This window comes from Amycolatopsis sp. CA-161197 (assembly GCF_050942255.1).
GTDB lineage: Bacteria > Actinomycetota > Actinomycetes > Mycobacteriales > Pseudonocardiaceae > Amycolatopsis.
This window is the reverse complement of sequence record NZ_CP192059.1, coordinates 2875663-2894249: the sequence shown is the minus strand read 5'-3', so window position 1 is coordinate 2894249 and position 18587 is coordinate 2875663. Positions and strand designations below refer to the sequence as shown.

Genomic DNA, 18587 nt, shown 5'->3' with positions numbered 1-18587 from the left:
CTCGTACGACGGTCAGCCTTCTTGCTGCTCGGCGATGTGCTGCGCGACGGCTTCCGGCAGCGTGATGGGGAGCGGGGTGCGCACCGGCATCGGGGAGTCGCCGCGGTCGACGATCGTGTGGCGCACGATCATGCGGAGCACGTCGGGCGCCTGCGCGGACTGCGACTGCGGACCGGCGATCACGCCGCGCAGCATCCAGCGCGGGCCGTCGACACCGACGAAGCGCAGCGCGACGTCGCCGACGATGGCCGAGAGCTCCAGGCCCCACTCGCCGCGGCCGACCGTCACCTTCGCGCCGTCGGCCCGCAGCTGGTCGGCCAGCTCGGTGCCGACCTCGCGCCACAGGCCGCCGGAGCGCGGCGCCGCGTAGGCGCTGACCGTGATCTGGCCCTGCTCGGTCACCACGTGGACCGCGCGGACACCACCGGCCTCTGGGTCCATCTCGACCTGCACCTGCGAGCCGTCCGGGACCGGGACCCGCACCGAACCGAGGTCGATGCGCGGGATGCCGTCCTCTTCGGCGTCGGCGACGTCGAAGGGCCCCTGCTCGGTCTCCGACAACTGGTTCTCGGGTTCGATCGCGTCGTCGGCGTCCGCCCCGGTGTCGCCCGCGGCGCCGTCGGCGGGCTCGGTCGGCCCGCCGTCGGACTTGCGCTTGCGTCCGAAGATCCCCACTACTTCTCCGTTCCTTCCCCAGTGCCCGCATCCGCGCCGGGCACGTCCGGGACCAGTGTGGCGTGCCCGCCCGTCGAGCCGTAACCACCGGCGCCACGTTCGGTGTCGCCGAGCTCGGCGACCTCCACGAACACGGCGTGCTCGACCCGCTGGATCACCAGCTGCGCGATCCGGTCGCCGCGCGCGAGCACCACCGGGTCGTGGAGATCATGGTTGATGAGGCAGATCCGGATCTCACCGCGGTACCCCGCGTCGATCGTGCCGGGGGTGTTCACCACCGAAAGGCCCACGCGGGCCGCCAGCCCCGAGCGCGGGTGGACGAACCCCGCGAACCCCGGCGGCAGCGCGATCGCGACGCCGGTTCCCACCACCCCGCGTTCGCCGGGCCCGAGCACGATATCCGAGGTGGTGACGAGGTCGGCGCCCGCGTCGCCGGGCCGCGCGTACGCGGGCAACGGGACGCCGGGGTCGAGCCGGGAGAGGAGTACCTGAACGCTGGACACGGGCGGCGAGACTACCCTTGTCGCGTGGCTGACACCGTGAACACCGCCGTGAAGCGCGGACTGGCGCACTCCGAACGGCTGTACGTGCCGTGGTGGGGCTGGCCGCTGCCGATGCTCGGCGCGATCCTGCTCGGCGTGGAGATCCACCTCGGGTACCCCTCGATCCCGGTGTGGATCCCGCTGCCCATCGCCATCGTCGTGATGGGCGCGCTGCTGCTGTCGCTCGGCCGCTCGCGCGTGCGGGTGACGGGCGGTGACGAGCCGGAGCTGTGGGTCGGCGACGCGCACTTGCCGCTGCGCTTCGCCGGCGTGGTCGAGATCCTCGAGAAGGACGACAAGCGCCGCGCCCTCGGACGTGACGGCGACCCGGCCGCGTTCGTGATGCACCGCGGCTGGGTGGGCCCGGCGGTCCGCGTGCAGCTCACGGACCCGGCCGACCCCACGCCGTACTGGCTGTTCAGCACGCGCAAGCCGAAGCGCGTCGCCGAACTCCTGCGCGCCCGTTCCTGAACGGGCGCGCCTGAAGTTTTCCGCGGAACCGGTCCCGCGGACGCGGAAGGGGGCCGGCCTGGTGGGCCGACCCCCTTTACCCAGCTCGCGAGCGAGCTTCCCCGGACCGCCGCGACTGTGTTTCCCCTGAAAACCTGTGTTCCCCTGAAGCCCTGTACGAGATCCCCGTACGCCGTCAGGCGCAGGCTGTGCTCAGGCGCAGTCGCGGCAGATCAGCCGGCCGCCGTTGTCTTCGGCGAGCCTGCTGCGGTGGTGCACTAGGAAGCAGACCGAGCAGGTGAACTCGTCAGCCTGCTTCGGCACGACCTTCACGGTCATGTCCTCGCCGGAAAGCCCGGAAAGGTCGGCACCAGGAAGCTCGAAGTTCTCGGCGTTCGCGTCCTCGTCGACGTCGACGACGCCGGACTGGTTCTCGTTCCGCCGGGCCTTCAGCTCCTCCAACGAGTCTTCGGCCAGCTCGTCGGCTTCGCTGCGGCGCGGAGCGTCGTAGTCGGTAGCCATGTGTCCCTCACCCCTGCGAATCAGCTTGTCTTGTTCTTCCGGTCCCGCGGGCGTGCCCGTGAGCCGGTCGTGCCGCTGGTCAACGTTCCAGCGCCCCTGTTTGTGCCCGGCGCCCGCAGTGACCGAGGTCTCAGCCAGGTGCCCCTCTTCCTGCGGCCGGAGCCCGGGAAGGGTAGCTCACCGTTCGCCGAGCTCCGCACCGAGTCGCACATTGCTTGAATTTCGTCACCCGACAGGGGGAACCCGCAGGTGAGACGGGTGCGGTCCGGTCAGGTTGCCCGCGCGTCGCGAAGATCACCCGGCAGCGGTGTCCGCTTGCTCCCGCGGAGGTCTCCGTGGTGCGATCGGCGGACCGGGGATTCGCGGCCCGGCCTCGGCGGGGACGGGGCGGGCACACGGTGACCCGCGCCACCGGGTGCGGCGCCGAACGCCTAGGCTGGGCGGCTACGGCGGCCCGCACGGTGTCGCCTGGTGAAACCGGGGACGAAACCGGGGGACGAAACCGACCGGGGCGCGCGGCGCCACGCGGTCGTGGGGGTCTCGCGGCGAGGGGTCCGCGGACGGGGTTTCCGCGTTCGGGAAGGGACGGGGCAGGTGGCGTCGGGGAACGGCTCGGGGGACCGTGGTGCGCGGCCCTATCGCAAGCACCGGCCGCTGCCCGCGCTCATCGTGATCGGGGTGCTCGCCCTCGGCGCGGTGTTCGTGTGGGTGAACGCCGTGGTCGGCCGAGGGGACGTCGACGAGGCCGTGCTCTGCACGCCCGCCCCCACTCCGCCACCGGGCACCACTTACACGACCGTGGCCCACAACGGCCTCGACGACCGCTCCCCCGTGCCGCCCGACAAGGTGGCGCTGAAGGTCCTCAACGCGAGCACCACGCGCGGCCAGGGCGGCATCACGACCACGGCCCTGCGCGAGCTGGGCTTCACCGCCACCGGCGACCCGGCCAACGACCCGGCGTACCCCAAGGGCGACGCCAAGTGCCGCGGCCAGATCCGCTACGGCGAGAACGGCGCCGCGGCCGCCCGCACGGTGAGTCTCGTGGTGCCGTGCGCCGAGCTCGTGCGCGACAACCGCAAGGACGCCAGCGTCGACCTCGTCACCGGCACGCTCTTCGACGACATCCACCCGCGCCCGGAGGCGCGCCAGATCCTCCAGAAGCTCGCCGACTGGTCCAAGTCCCACCAGGGCGGGGGCGGCAACGAGCAGTCCTCGGGCCCCGGCGCGCCGGTGATCGACCAGACGCTGCTCGCCGCGGCCCGCGACGTCGCCTGCTGACCCTGGACCCCCGCGCGGGGGTCCAGGGCACGCGTCAGACGCTCTTGGCGTCCAGCGAAGCCAGCACCTGCCGCAGCGGCTCCGCGATGCCGGGCGCCGCCGCGAAGGTCACGTCCTCGCCCAGGTCGGGTGCCGAGCCCGGCAGGAGGATCGTCGCGCCGGCCTCGGCCGCGACGAGCGCCCCGGCGGCCCAGTCCCAGCGGTGCAGGCCGTGCTCGAAGTACGCGTCGAGCCAGCCCGCGCCGACCGCGCACAGCTCCAGCGACGCCGCCCCGCCGCGGCGGAGGTCCCGCACGTGCCCGAGCAGCTCGCCCGCGAGCGCGCCCTGGCGCACGCGACGGTCGCGCGCGTAGGCGAACCCCGTGCCGACCAGCGACAGGTCCAGGCGCGTCGGCGAGGACGCCGAGAGGCGCCTGCCGTCGAGCCAGGCACCCTGGCCCCGCGCGGCCGTCCAGCGGCGGCCGCTGACGGGTTCCACGACCGCGCCGGCCACCGACACCCCGTCGACCTGAGCGGCCAGCGACACCGCGAACGCCGGTAGCCCGTAGAGGAAGTTGACGGTCCCGTCGATCGGGTCCACCACCCAGGTCACGCCGGACCCGGCCGCGGCGCCGCCGCCCTCCTCCCCGAGCACGGGCTCGCCCGGGCGCAGCTCGGCCAGCCGCGCGCGCACCAGCTCCTCGGACTCCTTGTCGATCGCGGTGACCACGTCGGTGTCCGCCGACTTGGTGTCGACGCGGACCTCACCGCCCGCCTGCATGGCGGTCCAAGCCGCCCGCACCAGCCCGGCCGCCTCGACCGCCACCTGCTCCGCAACGCTTTTCAGCAACGACTCGTCAGCTCCCACGTCCGACATGTCACCACATCCGGTTAAAGTCTCCGCAGCAGACTTCTGAATCGTGCGAGAAGGGACCACGTCAGTGACGGCGACCCGAGGTTTCGGAATCGACATCGGCGGCAGCGGGATCAAGGGCGCGCTGGTCGATTTGGAAACGGGACAGCTCATCGGCGAGCGACACCGGATCGAGACGCCGCAGCCGTCAACACCCGACGCCGTCGCGGACGTGGTGGCCGAGATCGTGCGCGCCGCGGAGTGGGACGGACCGGTCGGCGTGACGCTGCCGGCGGTCGTCAAGAAGGGCGTCGCGCACACCGCGGCCAACATCGACCACGCCTGGATCGGCACGGACGCCGACGCGCTGTTCGCCAAGCGGCTCGGCAAGAGCGTCGCGGACGTGGCGATGCTCAACGACGCCGACGCGGCCGGCATGGCCGAGATCCGCTTCGGCGACAAGGCCGCGCGCACCGGCGTCACCGCCCTGCTGACCTTCGGCACCGGCATCGGCAGCGCCGTCTTCCACGACGGCAAGCTCGTGCCGAACACCGAGTTCGGCCACCTCGAGGTCGACGGCCACGACGCGGAGAAGCGCGCCGCGGCGTCGGTGAAGGACAATGAGGGCCTGTCCTACCACCAGTGGGCCAAGCGGGTACACCGTTACCTGACCGTGCTGGAGAACCTGATCTGGCCGGATCTGTTCATCGTCGGCGGCGGCGTGAGCAAGAAGGCGGAGAAGTGGGTGCCGCTGCTGGAGGTCCGGACTCCGGTGATCGTGGCTTCGCTGCAGAACAACGCGGGCATCGTCGGCGCCGCCGCGGCCGCGGTCGAGGGCATCGAGCACTGATCGAGCACGGACCCGCAGACGCCCGGGAACGGCCGCGAAACCAACGCGCGGGTCACGGGAAGGTCACGTGCGGGTACCGTGCGGCAGGCCGGAGGGTGATCGCTTCGCGACGCACTGCCCGGCCGTCGTTACAATGGAACGCGGCCCACGGCTGCGGGAGTGAAAACCGCAGGCCGAGGCGTGTTCCCCGAATGTGAGGCAGCCGAGGTGGCGATACCTCGGCTCGTCATGATCGACCGCTGCGAAAGGGCGTAAGTGGCAGCCGCAAGAACCGCAACCCGAAGCGGGACGAAGACAGCGACCGCAGCCGGCGAGCCGGCCGACGAGGCAGCCACCGGCGCGGCGAAACCCAAGACCGCCACCAGGTCTGCCGGCGCGAAGAAGGCTCCGGCCAAGAAAGCGCCGGCCAAGAAGGCCACCACCAAGGCGCCCAAGACCGAAGACGGCGACCCGGACGGCCCGGTCGACCTCGACGAGGCCGAACTCGACACCCCGGACCTGTCCGACCTGGAAGAGGTCGAGGTCGACGTCGTCGACGAGACGGTCAACGACGAGGTCGCCGACGACGACTCCGACGACTCGGAAGACGAAGCCGAGGAGACGGAGACGCCCGCCGCGCGCCGCCGGAGCAACGCAGCCGCCGAGAAGGGGCCGAAGTCCGCCTCGGACAACCCGGACTTCGTCTGGGACGAGGAGGAGTCCGAGGCGCTGCGCCAGGCGCGCAAGGACGCCGAGCTCACCGCGTCGGCGGACTCGGTGCGTGCCTACCTCAAGCAGATCGGCAAGGTCGCGCTGCTCAACGCCGAGGAGGAGGTGGAGCTCGCCAAGCGCATCGAGGCGGGTCTCTACGCCGCCGAGCGCGTGCGCACCGCCGAGGAGGAGGGCGAGAAGCTCGTCACCCAGATGCGCCGCGATCTCAAGTGGATCGTGCGCGACGGCGAGCGCGCCAAGAACCACCTGCTGGAGGCGAACCTCCGGCTCGTGGTCTCGCTGGCCAAGCGCTACACCGGCCGCGGCATGGCGTTCCTGGACCTCATCCAGGAAGGCAACCTCGGCCTGATCCGCGCGGTGGAGAAGTTCGACTACACCAAGGGCTACAAGTTCTCGACGTACGCCACGTGGTGGATCCGCCAGGCGATCACCCGCGCGATGGCCGACCAGGCCCGCACCATCCGCATCCCGGTGCACATGGTCGAGGTCATCAACAAGCTCGGCCGTATACAGCGCGAACTCCTTCAGGACCTCGGCCGCGAGCCGACGCCCGAGGAGCTCGCCAAGGAGATGGACATCTCGCCGGAGAAGGTCCTGGAGATCCAGCAGTACGCGCGTGAGCCGATCTCGCTGGACCAGACCATCGGCGACGAGGGCGACTCGCAGCTCGGTGACTTCATCGAAGACTCCGAAGCGGTCGTCGCGGTCGACGCGGTGTCGTTCACGCTGCTGCAGGACCAGCTCCAGTCGGTGCTGCAGACGCTGTCCGAGCGCGAGGCGGGCGTGGTCCGGCTGCGCTTCGGTCTCACCGACGGCCAGCCGCGCACGCTCGACGAGATCGGCCAGGTCTACGGCGTCACGCGTGAGCGCATCCGCCAGATCGAGTCGAAGACGATGTCGAAGCTGCGGCACCCGTCGCGGTCCCAGGTCCTCCGGGACTACCTGGACTGATCACTCAGTCTCGACGAAGAACCCCGTCACCGGAATCCGGTGGCGGGGTTCTTTGCTGTGCGCGAAGATCCACTGGGCTTTGATCAACGGGGCAGGCTTCTCGACCGTGCACTGATCGGTGGGGTACGGACCGACCGGCCACTGTGGACGAAGAGGGCTCCCGCTCACAGGACTGGACCTCCGCCGCCCGGACAGGTCCATACCATGACCGGTATGTCCGTTTCCAGTGTTCCGCGGGCGTTCGCAACATTTCCCTCCACTCCCGGAAACATTTCCGGAACGTGATCCGCGGTATTCGCCCACACACCCACGGCGACGATCCGCACGAAGTGAATACCTCGCGGGCCCCGTCCACCGCAACATCCGAAAGTCGGTCCTTCACGTGCCCGCGGCGGAAATCGTGATTATTTGGTTGCCTGGGAACGAAGATCGAAGGGCCTTCTCCGGATTATGCTGCGCCGACAACGAGCGTCAGCAGCATTCGGAAGGCAGCACCGGCTAGTGTTTTCGACGAAAACTCAATCGGGCGAGAGTCAGGCGTGGCCGTCGGTACGGAGTGGAACCTCCGTTCCCGGTGAATCGAGGAAACCGTGATCGGCTTCCTCCTCCGCCGCCTCGTCAACTACGTGGCATTGTGCCTGGTCGCCACCTTCGCGGCCTTTTCCTTGGCGTCGCTGGCTTTCAGCCCGCTCGACGCGCTGAAGCTGCGGAACCCACCGGCTCCGCAGTCCACAATCGACGCCAAGGCGGCCGAGCTCTACCTGAACCAGCCCATCCCCGAGCGCTTCTTCACCTGGCTCGGCGGAGTGCTGCACGGGAACTTCGGCCGCACGGTCGCCGACCAGCCGATCACCGACGAGCTCTTCCGCCGCGCAGGCGTGAGCCTTCGGCTGTTCCTGCTGGGCATCACGATCGGCATCATCATCGGCGTGCTCGTCGGGGTGGTGAGCGCGATCCGGCAGTACAAGGTCAGCGACTACGTGGCCACCACGTTCTCGTTCGTCGTGCTGTCCACTCCGGTCTTCGTGATCGCCACGATCCTCAAAGCGGGCGCCCAGTCGGTGAACGACAACCTGCTCGGCGGGTACCAGTTCTTCATCGTGCAGGGCGAGACGAGCGGCCTCGACGGCAGTTTCGGCGACGTGCTGCTCGACCGGTTGCAGCACATCATCGTGCCGACCCTGGCGATCGTGCTGACGCAGGTGGCGTACTACAGCCGCTACCAGCGTTCGGCGATGCTCGACGTCCTCGGCTCCGACTTCCTGCGCACCGCACAGGCGAAGGGCCTCACCCGCCGGCGCGCGCTGTTCAAGCACGGCCTGCGCACGGCGCTGATCCCGATGGCGACGCTGTTCGCGTTCGGCTTCGGCCTGCTCATCACGGGCGGCATCTTCACCGAGCGGATCTTCGGCTGGTACGGCATGGGCGACTGGCTGGTGACCGGGATCCAGAAGCAGGACACCAACATCGTCGCGACCGTGACGCTGTTCATCGCGATCTGCGTGCTGCTGGCCGGGTGGCTGGCCGACGTGCTCTACGCCGCGCTCGACCCGAGGGTGAGGATCTGATGGCCGCTCCCGTGAACGAGGCCGACATCGCCGACTCCGCCGTGCTGGCGGTCGACCCGGGCAACGAGGCCGAGAGCAAGTCCTCCAGCCGCGGCAAGCTCGTGTTCCGCCGGTTCCTGCGTAACAAGCTCGCGGTCGTCTCGCTGGCCGTGATCGTGCTGTTCTACGTGCTGGCCTTCACCTACACGTGGTACTCGCCGTGGTCGTACGACGAGCTCGACCCGCTGTCGAACCTGTTGCCGCCGGACGGGAACCACTGGTTCGGCACGAACCAGATCGGCGGCGACATGTTCGCGCAGACCATGCGCGGGCTGCAGAAGTCGCTCACGATCGGCCTGCTGGCCGCGCTGTTCTCCACGGGCGTCGCCTCGATCGTCGGCGCGGCCGCCGGGTACTTCGGCGGCTGGACCGACCGCATCGCCATGTGGTTCGTGGACCTGCTGCTGATCCTGCCGCCGTTCCTGATCATCTCGATCCTCTCGCCGGCCTTCCGCGGCAAGACGTGGCTGATCCTGGTCGGCCTGATCGCGTTGTTCCAGTGGATGATCACCGCCCGCATCGTGCGCGGCATGACGCTGACCCTGCGCGAGCGCGAGTTCGTGAAGGCCGCGCGGTTCATGGGCCAGCCGTCGTGGCGGATCATCGCCAAGCACATCGTGCCGAACATGGCCTCACTGCTGATCATCGACGCGACGATCAACGTCGGCGTCGCGATCATCACCGAAACCTCGTTGTCGTTCTTCGGGTTCGGCGTGCAGTCGCCCGACGTCTCGCTCGGCACGCTCATCGCCGACGGCACCGACGCCGTGCGCACCTTCCCCTGGCTGTTCTACATCCCGGCGGGCTTCCTCGTGGTCACCGTGCTCGCGGTGAACTACGCGGGTGACGGCCTGCGCGACGCGCTCGACCCGTCGTCAAGCCGGTCGCGGCGCAAGGAACGCAAGCGCATCGCCGAGAAGACGAAGTCCCCCAGCACCACAGGAGCCACAGCATGACCGCCTCACTCGCACTGGGCGCGGAGACCGAGAAGCCCACCGGCACGGTGCTGGAGGTCGCCGACCTCGACGTGTCCTTCCCGTCGGAGTCCGGCCGCGTGCACGCGGTGCGCGGCCTGAACTACCAGGTCGCGGCCGGCGAGGTGCTGGGCATCGTCGGCGAGTCCGGGTCCGGCAAGTCGGTGTCGTCGCTGGCGGTCATGGGCCTGCTCCCGCCGCAGGCGCGCATCTCCGGCTCCATCCGGTTCCAGGGCAGCGAGCTCATCGGCAAGTCTGACGTCGAACTGTCCAAGCTGCGCGGCAAGAAGATCTCCATGGTCTTCCAGGACCCGCTCTCGGCGCTGACGCCCGTGTACACCGTGGGCGCGCAGATCGCCGAGGCGCTGCTGGTGCACGCCAAGGGCTCGATGACCAAGCAGCAGGCCAACAACCGGGCCGTGGAGCTGCTCGACCTCGTCGGCATCCCGAACGCCGCGGCGCGCGCCAAGGCGTTCCCGCACGAGTTCTCCGGTGGTATGCGCCAGCGCGCGGTGATCGCCATCGCGATCGCCAACGACCCGGACCTGATCATCGCCGACGAGCCGACCACCGCGCTCGACGTGACCGTGCAGGCCCAGGTGCTGGAGGTCCTCAAGACCGCGCAGGAGGTGACCGGCGCCGGCATCGTGATCATCACCCACGACCTCGGTGTGGTCGCCGGGTTCGCCGACCGCCTGATGGTCATGTACGCCGGGCGCGCCGTGGAGCAGGGCCCGGTCGAGACCATCTACGCCCAGCCGCGGATGCCGTACACGCTGGGTCTGCTGGGCTCGATCCCCCGCGTCGACGCACACGAGAAGCAGCCGCTGGTGCCGATCGAGGGCCAGCCGCCCTCGCTGGTGAACCTGCCCTCGGGCTGTCCGTTCGCGCCGCGCTGCCCGCTGGCGATCGACGCGTGCCACCAGGCCGAGCCCGAGCTGCTCACGATCACGCCGGGCAACCCGAACGCGCCGGTCGACACCACGCACCGCGCCGCGTGCATCCGCACCGAGGAGCTGGCCGGTCCCAAGGCCGACGCGGCGGAGGTCTACGGCGCCGAGGTGATCGAGGAGGCGGCGGTCGCGAAGCTGCCGCGCACCCAGCGCACCACCGTGCTCGACGTGCAGGACCTGCAGAAGCACTACCAGATCACCAAGGGCGCGGTGCTCAAGCGCAAGGCCGGGGTGGTCAAGGCGGTCGACGGCATCAGCTTCGACATCGTCGAGGGCGAGACGCTGGGCCTGGTCGGCGAGTCCGGCTGCGGCAAGTCGACCACGCTGATGGAGATCCTCGAGCTGGCCGCCCCGCAGAACGGGTCGGTGGCGGTGCTCGGCCGGGACGTCGCGAAGCTGACCGGCAAGGGGCGCAAGGAGATCCGGCGCGACCTGCAGGTCGTGTTCCAGGACCCGATGGCCGCGCTCGACCCGCGGCTGCCGATCGGCGACATCATCGCCGAGCCGATGGTGACCCACGGCTACGACAAAGCGCGCATGGCCAAGCGCGTGCCCGAGCTGCTCGGGCTCGTGGGGCTGCGCGCGGAGCACGCCGACCGGTACCCGGCGGAGTTCTCCGGCGGGCAGCGCCAGCGCATCGGCATCGCCCGGGCGCTCGCGCTCGAGCCGAAGCTGATCGTGCTCGACGAGCCGGTGTCCGCGCTGGACGTGTCGATCCAGGCGGGCGTGATCAACCTGCTCGACGAGCTGAAGGCCAAGCTCGGGCTGTCGTACCTGTTCGTGGCCCACGACCTTTCGGTGATCCGGCACATCGCCGACCGCGTGGCCGTGATGTACCTCGGCAAGATCGTCGAGATCGGCGACGTGGAGACGGTCTTCGACGCGCCGCAGCACCCGTACACGCAGGCGCTGCTGTCCGCGATCCCGATCCCCGACCCGATCAAGGAACGCGAGCGCACGCGGATCATCCTCACCGGTGACCTGCCCAGCCCGGCCAACCCGCCGTCGGGCTGCCGGTTCCGCACGCGCTGTTTCGTGTTCTCGCAGTTGTCCGAACAGGACAAGCAGAAGTGCATCGACGTCGAGCCGCCGCGCGAGTCCCGCGCCGACGACCACGACGTCGCCTGCCACTACGCCAAGACCCGCGAAGTCGTGTAGCCACGCATCCGTTGGCACACAGGGAAAGAAAGGCAAATATGATGCGACGGAGAATGGCCGCACTCGTGGCTCCCGTTGCCGCTCTGGGGCTCCTGCTCGCCGCTTGCGGCGGCGGCTCCTCCAGCAGTGGTAACAGCGGACTGCAGGACGCCGGCACCCAGCAGGTCAAGTCCGCGGACATCAACGCGATGCCGCTCGACCAGCTCAAGGACGGCGGCGACTTCAAGTGGCCGGTCGACCAGCTGCCCGACAACTGGAACTACAACGAGGTCGACGGCACGGTCGCCGACGGCGCCTGGATGTTCGGCGCCATCATCCCTTACCCGTTCCCGCAGAACGCGGACGCGACGGTGGGCGTGGACCCGAGCTACCTCACCTCGGCCGAGGTCATCAGCACCGACCCGCAGGTGGTCGAGCTGAAGATCAACCCGAAGGCCAAGTGGAGCAACGGCCGGCAGTTCTCGTGGGAGGACTACGCCGCGCAGGCCAACGTGCTCAACGGCAAGAACCCCGCCTACCAGGTGTCGGGCACGACCGGGTACGAGGACATCGCCAAGGTCGAGAAGGGCACCGACGACCAGGACGTGAAGATCACCTTCGCGAAGAAGTTCGCGGAGTGGAAGTCGCTGTTCAGCCCGCTGTACCCGAAGGAGCTGAACGCCGACCCGGACACGTTCAACAAGTCCTGGGCGCAGAAGCCGGCGATCACCGCGGGCCCGTTCAAGGTCAAGAGCATCGACCAGACCGGCAAGACCGCGGTCTTCGAGAAGGACCCGAACTGGTGGGGCCCGAAGCCGAAGCTGGACACCGTGACCTACAAGGTCGTGGAGCGCGCCGCGCTGCCGGACGCCTTCGCCAACGGCCAGATCGACTTCTACAACCTGAACAACGACATCAACCTGTTCAAGCGGGCTCAGGCCGACCCGAACGCGGTCGTCCGCCAGTCCAACAACCCGGACTACACGCACGTCACGTTCAATGGCGCGCCGAGTTCGGTCCTGGCCGACAAGGATCTGCGCCTCGCGATCATGAAGGGCGTGGACACGGTCGGGATCAGCAAGGCGATCCTCGGCCAGATGCAGAAGGACACCACCCCGATCGGCAACCACCTGTACCTCAAGGGTGCCAAGACCTACGAGGACAACTCGGGGCCGTACAAGTACAACTTGGACGCCGCGAAGGCCGAGCTCGACAAGCTCGGCTGGAAGCTCTCCGGTGACACCCGCGCCAAGGACGGCAAGCAGCTCAAGCTGCGCCTGGTGATCCCGTCGGGCACTCCGATCAGCCAGCAGATCGCCCAGATCCTGCAGTCGGAGCTGAAGGCGATCGGCGTCGGGCTGGACATCCAGGCCGTGCCGAGCACCGAGTTCTTCAAGAACTACGTCAACGTCGGCAACTTCGACCTGACGATCTTCCGCTGGCTGTCGAACTCGTTCCCCATCGGCGGCAGCAAGGGCATCTACTACCTCGACCCGAAGAACATCAACCAGAACTACGGCCGCATCGGTGACGACCAGCTGAACCAGCTGCTCGACACCGCCGCGCAGGAACTGGACGACACGAAGCGGGCCGCGGACGTCAACGCCGCCGACAAGGAGATCTGGGCCGTCGGTGCGCAGCTCCCGATCTTCCAGTCGCCGGGTGCCTTCGCCGTGCGCAAGACCCTGGGCAACTTCGGTTCGCCCGGCTTCGCGAACAACCCGTACGACTACACCAAGATCGGCTTCGTGAAGTAACGCTGTACCCCCGGGAGAGCGGCGCGGGCCCCGGCCCGCGCCGCTCTTTCCTTTGTAGACACCTAAGGTGGAGCGCATGCGGAGTTTCCTGCGGCTGCGGCCGGTGCGCCACGTCCTCGTGACGAGCGCCGTCGTGCTGCTCGCGTGCGCGGTGGTGTTCGTGGTGCAGCTGCTGGAGTTCTCCCACGCGCAGGCCGGCGTCCGGGGCATCACGGCGCAGGCCACGGGCACGGTGGTGCGCGGCGGCGAAGGCTCGGCGACCGTGCGCTTCCCGGTGGCCGGCGGGTCGCTCGCGACGGCGGACGTCGCGCTGGACAGCTCGGCCCCGAAGACCGGCACGAGCGTGCCCGTGCTGTACGACCCCGCGCAGCCCTCGCGCGCGCTGATCCGCGACGCCACCCCGATCGTGACCGCCGACCGCGCGACGACCTACGCCACGGTGACCGTGGTCGCGGCCGCGGCGGTGCTGGCCGTGGACCTCTCCCTGTTCTTCACGCGCTTCGTCCGGCCCGCGCGGGCCGCGGCGTCGACGTCCCCGATCCCGGTGCGGCGAGTGAAGGTGCAACGCGGGCTGCTCACGCGGTCCTGGCTCGAAACCGAGACGGCGTCGCCGCGCTGGATCCCGGTGTACTTCTCCCCCACGCTGATCGGCCTGCCCGCGCCGACGAAGGTCGTGGTCCGCGGCGACGTGCGCCGCGACCGGCTCGTCTCCGTCGAGGTGGGCGACGAGCTGCTGTACCCGGCGGGCTCCGTGCGGGCCACCGAACCGCGCGGCCGCCGCATCGACAACCCGGCCGAGCCGGACGAGGAACGCGCGCTCGCCGCGGCGCGCCCCGTGCCGCTCGCCCGCCAGTTCCGCGCCGACCTGCCGGTGCTGGCCGCCGCGCCCGTCGTCGGGGCGTTCTGGGCCTTCGTCGACGGCAGCGGCTTCAGCGGCTGGCTCGTGGTCACCGTGCTCGTCGCCGCGTTCGGCTTCTGGTGGGCCGCGCTGCGCGGCTCCGACCCGTCGGTCTGAACCACCCCAATGTGGCGTTGGGTGCGCTCAACGCACCCAACGCGGCGTTCGGTGCGTTCCAGCGCACCGAACGCCGCATTGGGGCGCTCAGGGGAGCAGCAGGGCCGTGAGGACGGCGGCGAGCTCGTCGTAGGATTCGGCGAGCTTCTCGGCCTGGTCGAGGCGGTGTCGTTCCAGCCGTAGCGCGCCCAGGTGGCGGGCGCGGTAGTAGAGCATGCGCCGCCGGGCCTCGGGCGAGGTGCCGAGCGGGCCGTAGGCGTCCCAGAACGCGTCCCGCTCCGCGCCGGGCTTGGCCAGCGCCATGCGGATCGGCCAGTCGGCCTCCGGGTCGCCCCACCAGCTGCGGTCGTGGTCGTAGACGCCGGTGACGCGGAGATCGTCGGTGAGCATCACGTTGATCGTCCAGAGATCACCGTGGAGCAGGCGCGGTTCGGTGACCTCGTCGAGCAGCGCCGAGTCGCGGGCGGCGAGCTTGCCGACCTCGCGCACGTCGCCGGCGTCGAGGCCGCGGTCCTCCAGGTCGAGCGCGTTGTCGGCGAAGAAGGCGACCAGCGCTTCGCTCCACGAGGCGAAGTGCGGTCCCGCGACCGGGCCGAAGCCGGGCCCGCGCACGTCGTGCACCAGGCGCGTCAGGCGGCCCAGCTCGCGGTAGAACGGCGCGCGCTCGGCCGGCGGATACGTCGGCAGCACGTCGGGCCCGGCGCGGCCGGTGAGCACGGCCTGCACCACGTAGTCGCGCGGAAGCACCTCGTGGGTGAAGTCGGCGGCGATCGTGCGCGGCAGCAGGTGCGCGATGGGCGCGAAGTACGGCGCCGCGACGTACTCGTTGCGCATGAACTGCCACTCGGTCCGCGTCTGGCGCGCGGGCTCGGGGGCCACGCGCAGGATCACCGGCCCGTCGGCGAGCTCCACGCGGTAGGTCGTGTTGTAGCCGCCCCAGCCCAGCTCGGTCGCGGCGCGCACCACGGTGGCGGGCCCGAACACGCGCTCGCACACGGCTTCGATCTGCTCGGGGCCGAGCTGCTGCTGGAACGCCCCGATCGGGCGGTCGAGGGGGCGGAAGTCCATGGGCTCATCCTGGCAGCCCCGTGAATACTCAGGGCACCGCCAGGCCCTCGCGCCTCAACGACTCCTCGATGCGCAGCCGTTCGAGGTCGCGGTCGATGCCCTCGGGCAGGGACTCGAGCCGGTGCTCGACGCCGACCGCGCGGCAGGCCGTCTGGAGCAGCTCGTCGTAGGCCTGGCGGGTGCCGATGCGGCGGGCCGCCGGAGTGCCGGGCGGGTAGGACGCGAGCACGCGGTGCACCCGGCGCAGGTCCGCGGAGAGGCGTTCGACGGGCGGGCCCGCCGGCTGTGGCTGCTCGCGGCGGCGGTCCCGCAGCCAGCGGTAGACGGCGGGCACGCGCAGCGCGCACCAGAAGAGCGCCGAGGGGGCGATGCTGACCACGGCGAAGAGGACGAGAGGCCCGGCCACGCTGCCGGTCGCGTCGGCCACGCGTCCAGTGTAAGCCGCGTCACAGGTGATCGCGCCGGCGTTTGCGGGCCTGTCCCGCGAACAGCACGGCCGCGCCCACCGCGAGCAGCACGGCGCTGGCCGCGATGTGCAGCTGCGGGGGCAGCAGGTGCAGCTGCACGAACCAGCTGGGGTTCGTGGAGCCGGCGAGCCGGTTGATGAGCCCGCCGGCCCCCTGGATCACGAGCAGGAGACCGAGCAGCTCGATCACGAGGTCACCTTTTCCTTGCTCGGCTCGTCCTTCTTGCCGAACAGCTCGGTCCACAGCGGGCCGGCGAACAGCCAGATGCCCACGAGACCGCCGAGGCGCGGCAGCCAATCCCACAGCGGTCCGACCTGACCCGGGCGGCCGATGAGGAAGATCGCGGCGAGCAGCAGCACGGCGGCGATCACGCAGGCCAGCACGCACTTGTACCACTCCCGCCACTCGTGGCGGACCTTTGCCTTGCCCCGCAGTTTCGGTGCGGGCGGCGGGCCGCCGGCGAAGCGGTGGGCGAAGCGCACGTCGGCCCAGCGGACCATGCTCGGGCCGAACACGACGCTGAAGCCCAGGTACACGGCGGCGAGGCCGTGCGACAGGTTCGGGGTCGTGCCGCTCGCGAGGTCGATGACGGTGGCGACCAGCACCACCAGGTCGATCGCGGGTACGGCGGCCAGCAGCACGGTGCTGAACTTCTTCAGCTTCAGCGGGTAGCGCGCCACCAGGCCGCCCACGAGCACGACCCAGAAGGCCACTTCACCCCCGACGATGAACAGGGTCGCCGGGTTGTCGACGAGGTAGTTCCCGATAGCGTTCATGATCCCCACTGTCCCGCGAAGAACACTGGGGCGAATCGGTGAAGGGCACGATCGGGGGGTCATCACTTAGTAGGACGACCACCAGTGGCCCCTGTGCTTCCATGGGGTCGTGCCGCTGCGAGGAACCCGCGCGCCGGCCCTGTTCAAGCCCCGGGAACTGCCCCCGTGGCAGCAGGACGGCCTCATCGCCCTGTTCGTCTTGGTCGTGGGTCTCGCGCTGTACCTCACCGACGTCTACCGCCTGATCCCCGGCCCCGACCACTTCGGGCTGTGGGTGCGGCTCGTGGAGCTCGCGGTGCTGTGCGGCCTGTCGTTCCTGCGCCGCTGGGTACCGGGCGGGCTGCTGCTGGCCACGGGCGTGCTCGCGGCCGACCTGGTGCTGAGCCCGTCGCTGCCGGTCGTGGCCGTGTACACCGACTTCCTCTACGCGGCGACGCTCTACGGGTCGCGCCGCATGAGCCGCGTGATGATCGGCGTGGCGGCCACGGCCGCGCTGGGCGTGCTGGTCGCCGCGCTGGCCGTGTCCGCGCAGTGGCGCGTGGCGGTGATCGGCGCGCTCGGGATCCTGCCGTTCCTGCTGGTGCCGGTGTGGTGGGCGGCGAACGTGCGCCAGCAGCGCGACATCGCCACCACCGAACGCGCCAACGCCGACCAGCTGGCGAAGATCGCCGAGCTCGACCGGCGCGCCGCCGTGGCCGCCGAGCGGGCACGGATGGCGCGCGACCTGCACGACGTGATCGCGGGCCACCTCTCGGCGATCGCGATCCAGTCGGAGGCGGCGCTGTCGATGGCCGAGGATCCGAAGATGTCGCGCGCGGTGCTCGAAGCCGTGCGGGAGAACAGCGTGAGCGCGCTCGACGAGATGCGCACGATGATCGGCCTGCTGCGCGCCGCGTCGGAGACCGGTGACGACGAGTACGAGACCACCGCGCCCGCGCGGCTCGCCGAGCTGTCGCGGCTCGTGGAATCCGCACGGGCCACGGGGATGGAGGTCGTCGTCGAATCCACAGTGGACTCCTTGGCCGGCCTGCCCGCCGCCGTCGACCTCACCGCGTACCGGATCGCGCAGGAAGCGCTCACCAACGCGGTGAAGCACGCGCCGGGCGGGCGGGTCGTGGTGGACCTGCGCCGCGACGGCGGCATACTCACCGTCGAGATCGGCAACGAGCTGCGTTCGGCGGCTGCGCGCACCGGTGGCACGGGCCACGGGCTGCTGAGCATGCGCGAACGCGCGAGCGCCGTGGGCGGGACGCTGAGCGCGGGCCCGTCGGGCTCGGACTGGGTGGTCCGCGCCGAGCTGCCACTGGTGGAGGGAAACGCGTGACGGTCAAGGTGCTGGTGGCCGACGACCACGGGGCGATCCGGGCGGGCCTCGTGCTGATCCTGGGCAACGCCGAGGGCATCGAGGTGGTCGGCGAGGCCGCCGACGGCGCCGCCGCGGTCCGGCAGGCGCGGGCGCTGCGGCCCGACGTCGTGCTGATGGACGTGCGCATGCCCGGCACCGACGGCATCACCGCCACGCGCGAGCTCGTCGCCGAGGGACTGGCGCAGGTCCTCGTGCTCACCACGTTCGACCTCGACGAGTACGTGCACGCCGCCCTGCGCGCGGGTGCCGCGGGTTTCCTGCTCAAGTCCGTCGAGGCGCCGCGGCTGATCGAGGCCGTGAAGCTCGTCGCCGCGGGCGAGGGCGTGCTGGCGCCGCAGGTGACGCGCAAGCTCATCACGGCGTTCGCGCAGGCGGCCGGGAAACCCGTCACCGCGCCGTCGGGCCTCGACGACCTGACCGACCGCGAACGCGAGGTGCTGGGCTGCCTCGGCGCCGGCCTGTCCAACGCGGAGATCGGCACCCGCCTGCACATCGGCGAGACGACGGTGAAGACGCACGTGTCGCGCGTGCTCACGAAACTCGACCTGCGCTCGCGCGTTCAGGCCGCGATCCTCGCGCAGGAAGCCGGGCTGGCGCTCGACTGAAGGCGGCGCCGAGCAACCGATCTGCAGGCGGGCCCGTGAGCTTCTAACGTT

General features: G+C 70.3%; 19 protein-coding genes. 11 read left to right on the top strand and 8 right to left on the bottom strand.

The features are described from left to right. Window positions 1-12 precede the first annotated feature (12 nt). Window positions 13-675, bottom strand: a complete 663-nt coding sequence (locus ACQPXB_RS13885) for a DUF3710 domain-containing protein (protein WP_366588022.1) — start codon at window positions 673-675, stop codon at window positions 13-15. Further along, complete coding sequence (gene dut / locus ACQPXB_RS13880) at window positions 675-1178, bottom strand: dUTP diphosphatase (protein WP_432851982.1); 504 nt, start codon at window positions 1176-1178, stop codon at window positions 675-677. The genes ACQPXB_RS13885 and dut overlap by 1 nt, the downstream gene beginning before the upstream one ends. A 24-nt stretch (window positions 1179-1202) precedes the next feature. Here dut and ACQPXB_RS13875 point away from each other — a divergent pair, with 24 nt between their 5' ends. After that, window positions 1203-1688: a DUF3093 domain-containing protein gene (locus tag ACQPXB_RS13875; protein ID WP_366588018.1), complete on the top strand. Its 486-nt coding sequence runs from the start codon at window positions 1203-1205 to the stop codon at window positions 1686-1688. A gap of 192 nt (window positions 1689-1880) precedes the next feature. On the opposite strand, the gene ACQPXB_RS13870 is transcribed toward ACQPXB_RS13875, so the two are convergent. Beyond that, window positions 1881-2189, bottom strand: coding sequence for a DUF4193 domain-containing protein (locus ACQPXB_RS13870; protein ID WP_204090248.1), 309 nt, complete (start codon window positions 2187-2189; stop codon window positions 1881-1883). Window positions 2190-2783: 594 nt separating this feature from the next. On the opposite strand from ACQPXB_RS13870, the gene cei reads away from it, so the two are divergent. Further along, entirely contained in the window at window positions 2784-3467 is a 684-nt protein-coding gene (gene cei / locus ACQPXB_RS13865) for an envelope integrity protein Cei (RefSeq protein ID WP_432851977.1), read from the top strand. A 34-nt stretch (window positions 3468-3501) separates the two neighbouring features. On the opposite strand, the gene ACQPXB_RS13860 is transcribed toward cei, so the two are convergent. Next, window positions 3502-4323, bottom strand: coding sequence for an inositol monophosphatase family protein (locus ACQPXB_RS13860; protein WP_366588014.1), 822 nt, complete (start codon window positions 4321-4323; stop codon window positions 3502-3504). A 64-nt stretch (window positions 4324-4387) separates the two neighbouring features. Between ACQPXB_RS13860 and ppgK the strand changes: the two genes are divergently transcribed. From ppgK to ACQPXB_RS13825, 7 genes are all read left to right on the top strand, one after another. Next, window positions 4388-5149 carry a polyphosphate--glucose phosphotransferase gene (gene ppgK / locus ACQPXB_RS13855; RefSeq protein ID WP_366588012.1) on the top strand — a complete coding sequence of 254 codons (762 nt, stop codon included), beginning with the start codon at window positions 4388-4390 and terminating at the stop codon, window positions 5147-5149. Between the two features lie 255 nt (window positions 5150-5404). Beyond that, a complete protein-coding gene (locus ACQPXB_RS13850) occupies window positions 5405-6811 on the top strand; it encodes an RNA polymerase sigma factor (protein ID WP_366588009.1) in 1407 nt (468 codons plus the stop codon). Window positions 6812-7401: 590 nt separating this feature from the next. Continuing rightward, complete coding sequence (locus tag ACQPXB_RS13845) at window positions 7402-8379, top strand: ABC transporter permease (protein ID WP_360596855.1); 978 nt, start codon at window positions 7402-7404, stop codon at window positions 8377-8379. Next, window positions 8379-9374, top strand: a complete 996-nt coding sequence (locus ACQPXB_RS13840; protein ID WP_366588007.1) for an ABC transporter permease — start codon at window positions 8379-8381, stop codon at window positions 9372-9374. Before ACQPXB_RS13845 ends, ACQPXB_RS13840 begins: the two co-directional genes overlap by 1 nt. Next, window positions 9371-11503 (top strand): ABC transporter ATP-binding protein, encoded by a 2133-nt coding sequence (locus ACQPXB_RS13835; RefSeq protein ID WP_432851970.1) that lies wholly within the window; start codon window positions 9371-9373, stop codon window positions 11501-11503. Before ACQPXB_RS13840 ends, ACQPXB_RS13835 begins: the two co-directional genes overlap by 4 nt. A gap of 53 nt (window positions 11504-11556) precedes the next feature. Next, on the top strand, window positions 11557-13239 hold the full coding sequence (locus tag ACQPXB_RS13830) for an ABC transporter family substrate-binding protein (protein ID WP_432851967.1): 1683 nt from the start codon (window positions 11557-11559) through the stop codon (window positions 13237-13239). 76 nt (window positions 13240-13315) lie between these two features. Next, window positions 13316-14254 carry a hypothetical protein gene (locus ACQPXB_RS13825; protein ID WP_432851964.1) on the top strand — a complete coding sequence of 313 codons (939 nt, stop codon included), beginning with the start codon at window positions 13316-13318 and terminating at the stop codon, window positions 14252-14254. Window positions 14255-14341: 87 nt separating this feature from the next. Here ACQPXB_RS13825 and ACQPXB_RS13820 read toward each other — a convergent pair whose 3' ends face one another. The 4 genes from ACQPXB_RS13820 to ACQPXB_RS13805 are packed head-to-tail and all read right to left on the bottom strand — an operon-like array spanning window position 14342 to window position 16565. Continuing rightward, a complete protein-coding gene (locus ACQPXB_RS13820) occupies window positions 14342-15322 on the bottom strand; it encodes a phosphotransferase family protein (protein ID WP_432851961.1) in 981 nt (326 codons plus the stop codon). Between the two features lie 28 nt (window positions 15323-15350). Further along, the gene (locus ACQPXB_RS13815) at window positions 15351-15749 is read right to left on the bottom strand and encodes a hypothetical protein (RefSeq protein WP_386956242.1); all 399 of its coding nucleotides are present in this window, start codon (window positions 15747-15749) and stop codon (window positions 15351-15353) included. Window positions 15750-15768: 19 nt separating this feature from the next. Continuing rightward, window positions 15769-15978 (bottom strand): hypothetical protein, encoded by a 210-nt coding sequence (locus ACQPXB_RS13810; protein ID WP_364174377.1) that lies wholly within the window; start codon window positions 15976-15978, stop codon window positions 15769-15771. After that, the gene (locus tag ACQPXB_RS13805; RefSeq protein ID WP_432851957.1) at window positions 15975-16565 is read right to left on the bottom strand and encodes a hypothetical protein; all 591 of its coding nucleotides are present in this window, start codon (window positions 16563-16565) and stop codon (window positions 15975-15977) included. The genes ACQPXB_RS13810 and ACQPXB_RS13805 overlap by 4 nt, the downstream gene beginning before the upstream one ends. Before the next feature lie 115 nt (window positions 16566-16680). On the opposite strand from ACQPXB_RS13805, the gene ACQPXB_RS13800 reads away from it, so the two are divergent. Then, entirely contained in the window at window positions 16681-17889 is a 1209-nt protein-coding gene (locus tag ACQPXB_RS13800; protein WP_432856607.1) for a sensor histidine kinase, read from the top strand. Continuing rightward, entirely contained in the window at window positions 17886-18536 is a 651-nt protein-coding gene (locus ACQPXB_RS13795; RefSeq protein WP_366583353.1) for a response regulator transcription factor, read from the top strand. Before ACQPXB_RS13800 ends, ACQPXB_RS13795 begins: the two co-directional genes overlap by 4 nt. Window positions 18537-18587 lie beyond the last annotated feature (51 nt).

Excerpts from the sequence above, each read along its gene's own strand:
- ACQPXB_RS13870 (WP_204090248.1), bottom strand. The coding sequence starts at position 2,189 with ATGGCTACCGACTACGACGCTCCGCGCCGCAGCGAAGCCGACGAGCTG.
- ACQPXB_RS13860 (WP_366588014.1), bottom strand. The coding sequence starts at position 4,323 with ATGTCGGACGTGGGAGCTGACGAGTCGTTGCTGAAAAGCGTTGCGGAG.
- ACQPXB_RS13840 (WP_366588007.1), top strand. The coding sequence starts at position 8,379 with ATGGCCGCTCCCGTGAACGAGGCCGACATCGCCGACTCCGCCGTGCTG.
- ACQPXB_RS13835 (WP_432851970.1), top strand. The coding sequence starts at position 9,371 with ATGACCGCCTCACTCGCACTGGGCGCGGAGACCGAGAAGCCCACCGGC.
- ACQPXB_RS13830 (WP_432851967.1), top strand. The coding sequence starts at position 11,557 with ATGGCCGCACTCGTGGCTCCCGTTGCCGCTCTGGGGCTCCTGCTCGCC.
- ACQPXB_RS13825 (WP_432851964.1), top strand. The coding sequence starts at position 13,316 with ATGCGGAGTTTCCTGCGGCTGCGGCCGGTGCGCCACGTCCTCGTGACG.
- ACQPXB_RS13820 (WP_432851961.1), bottom strand. The coding sequence starts at position 15,322 with ATGGACTTCCGCCCCCTCGACCGCCCGATCGGGGCGTTCCAGCAGCAG.
- ACQPXB_RS13805 (WP_432851957.1), bottom strand. The coding sequence starts at position 16,565 with ATGAACGCTATCGGGAACTACCTCGTCGACAACCCGGCGACCCTGTTC.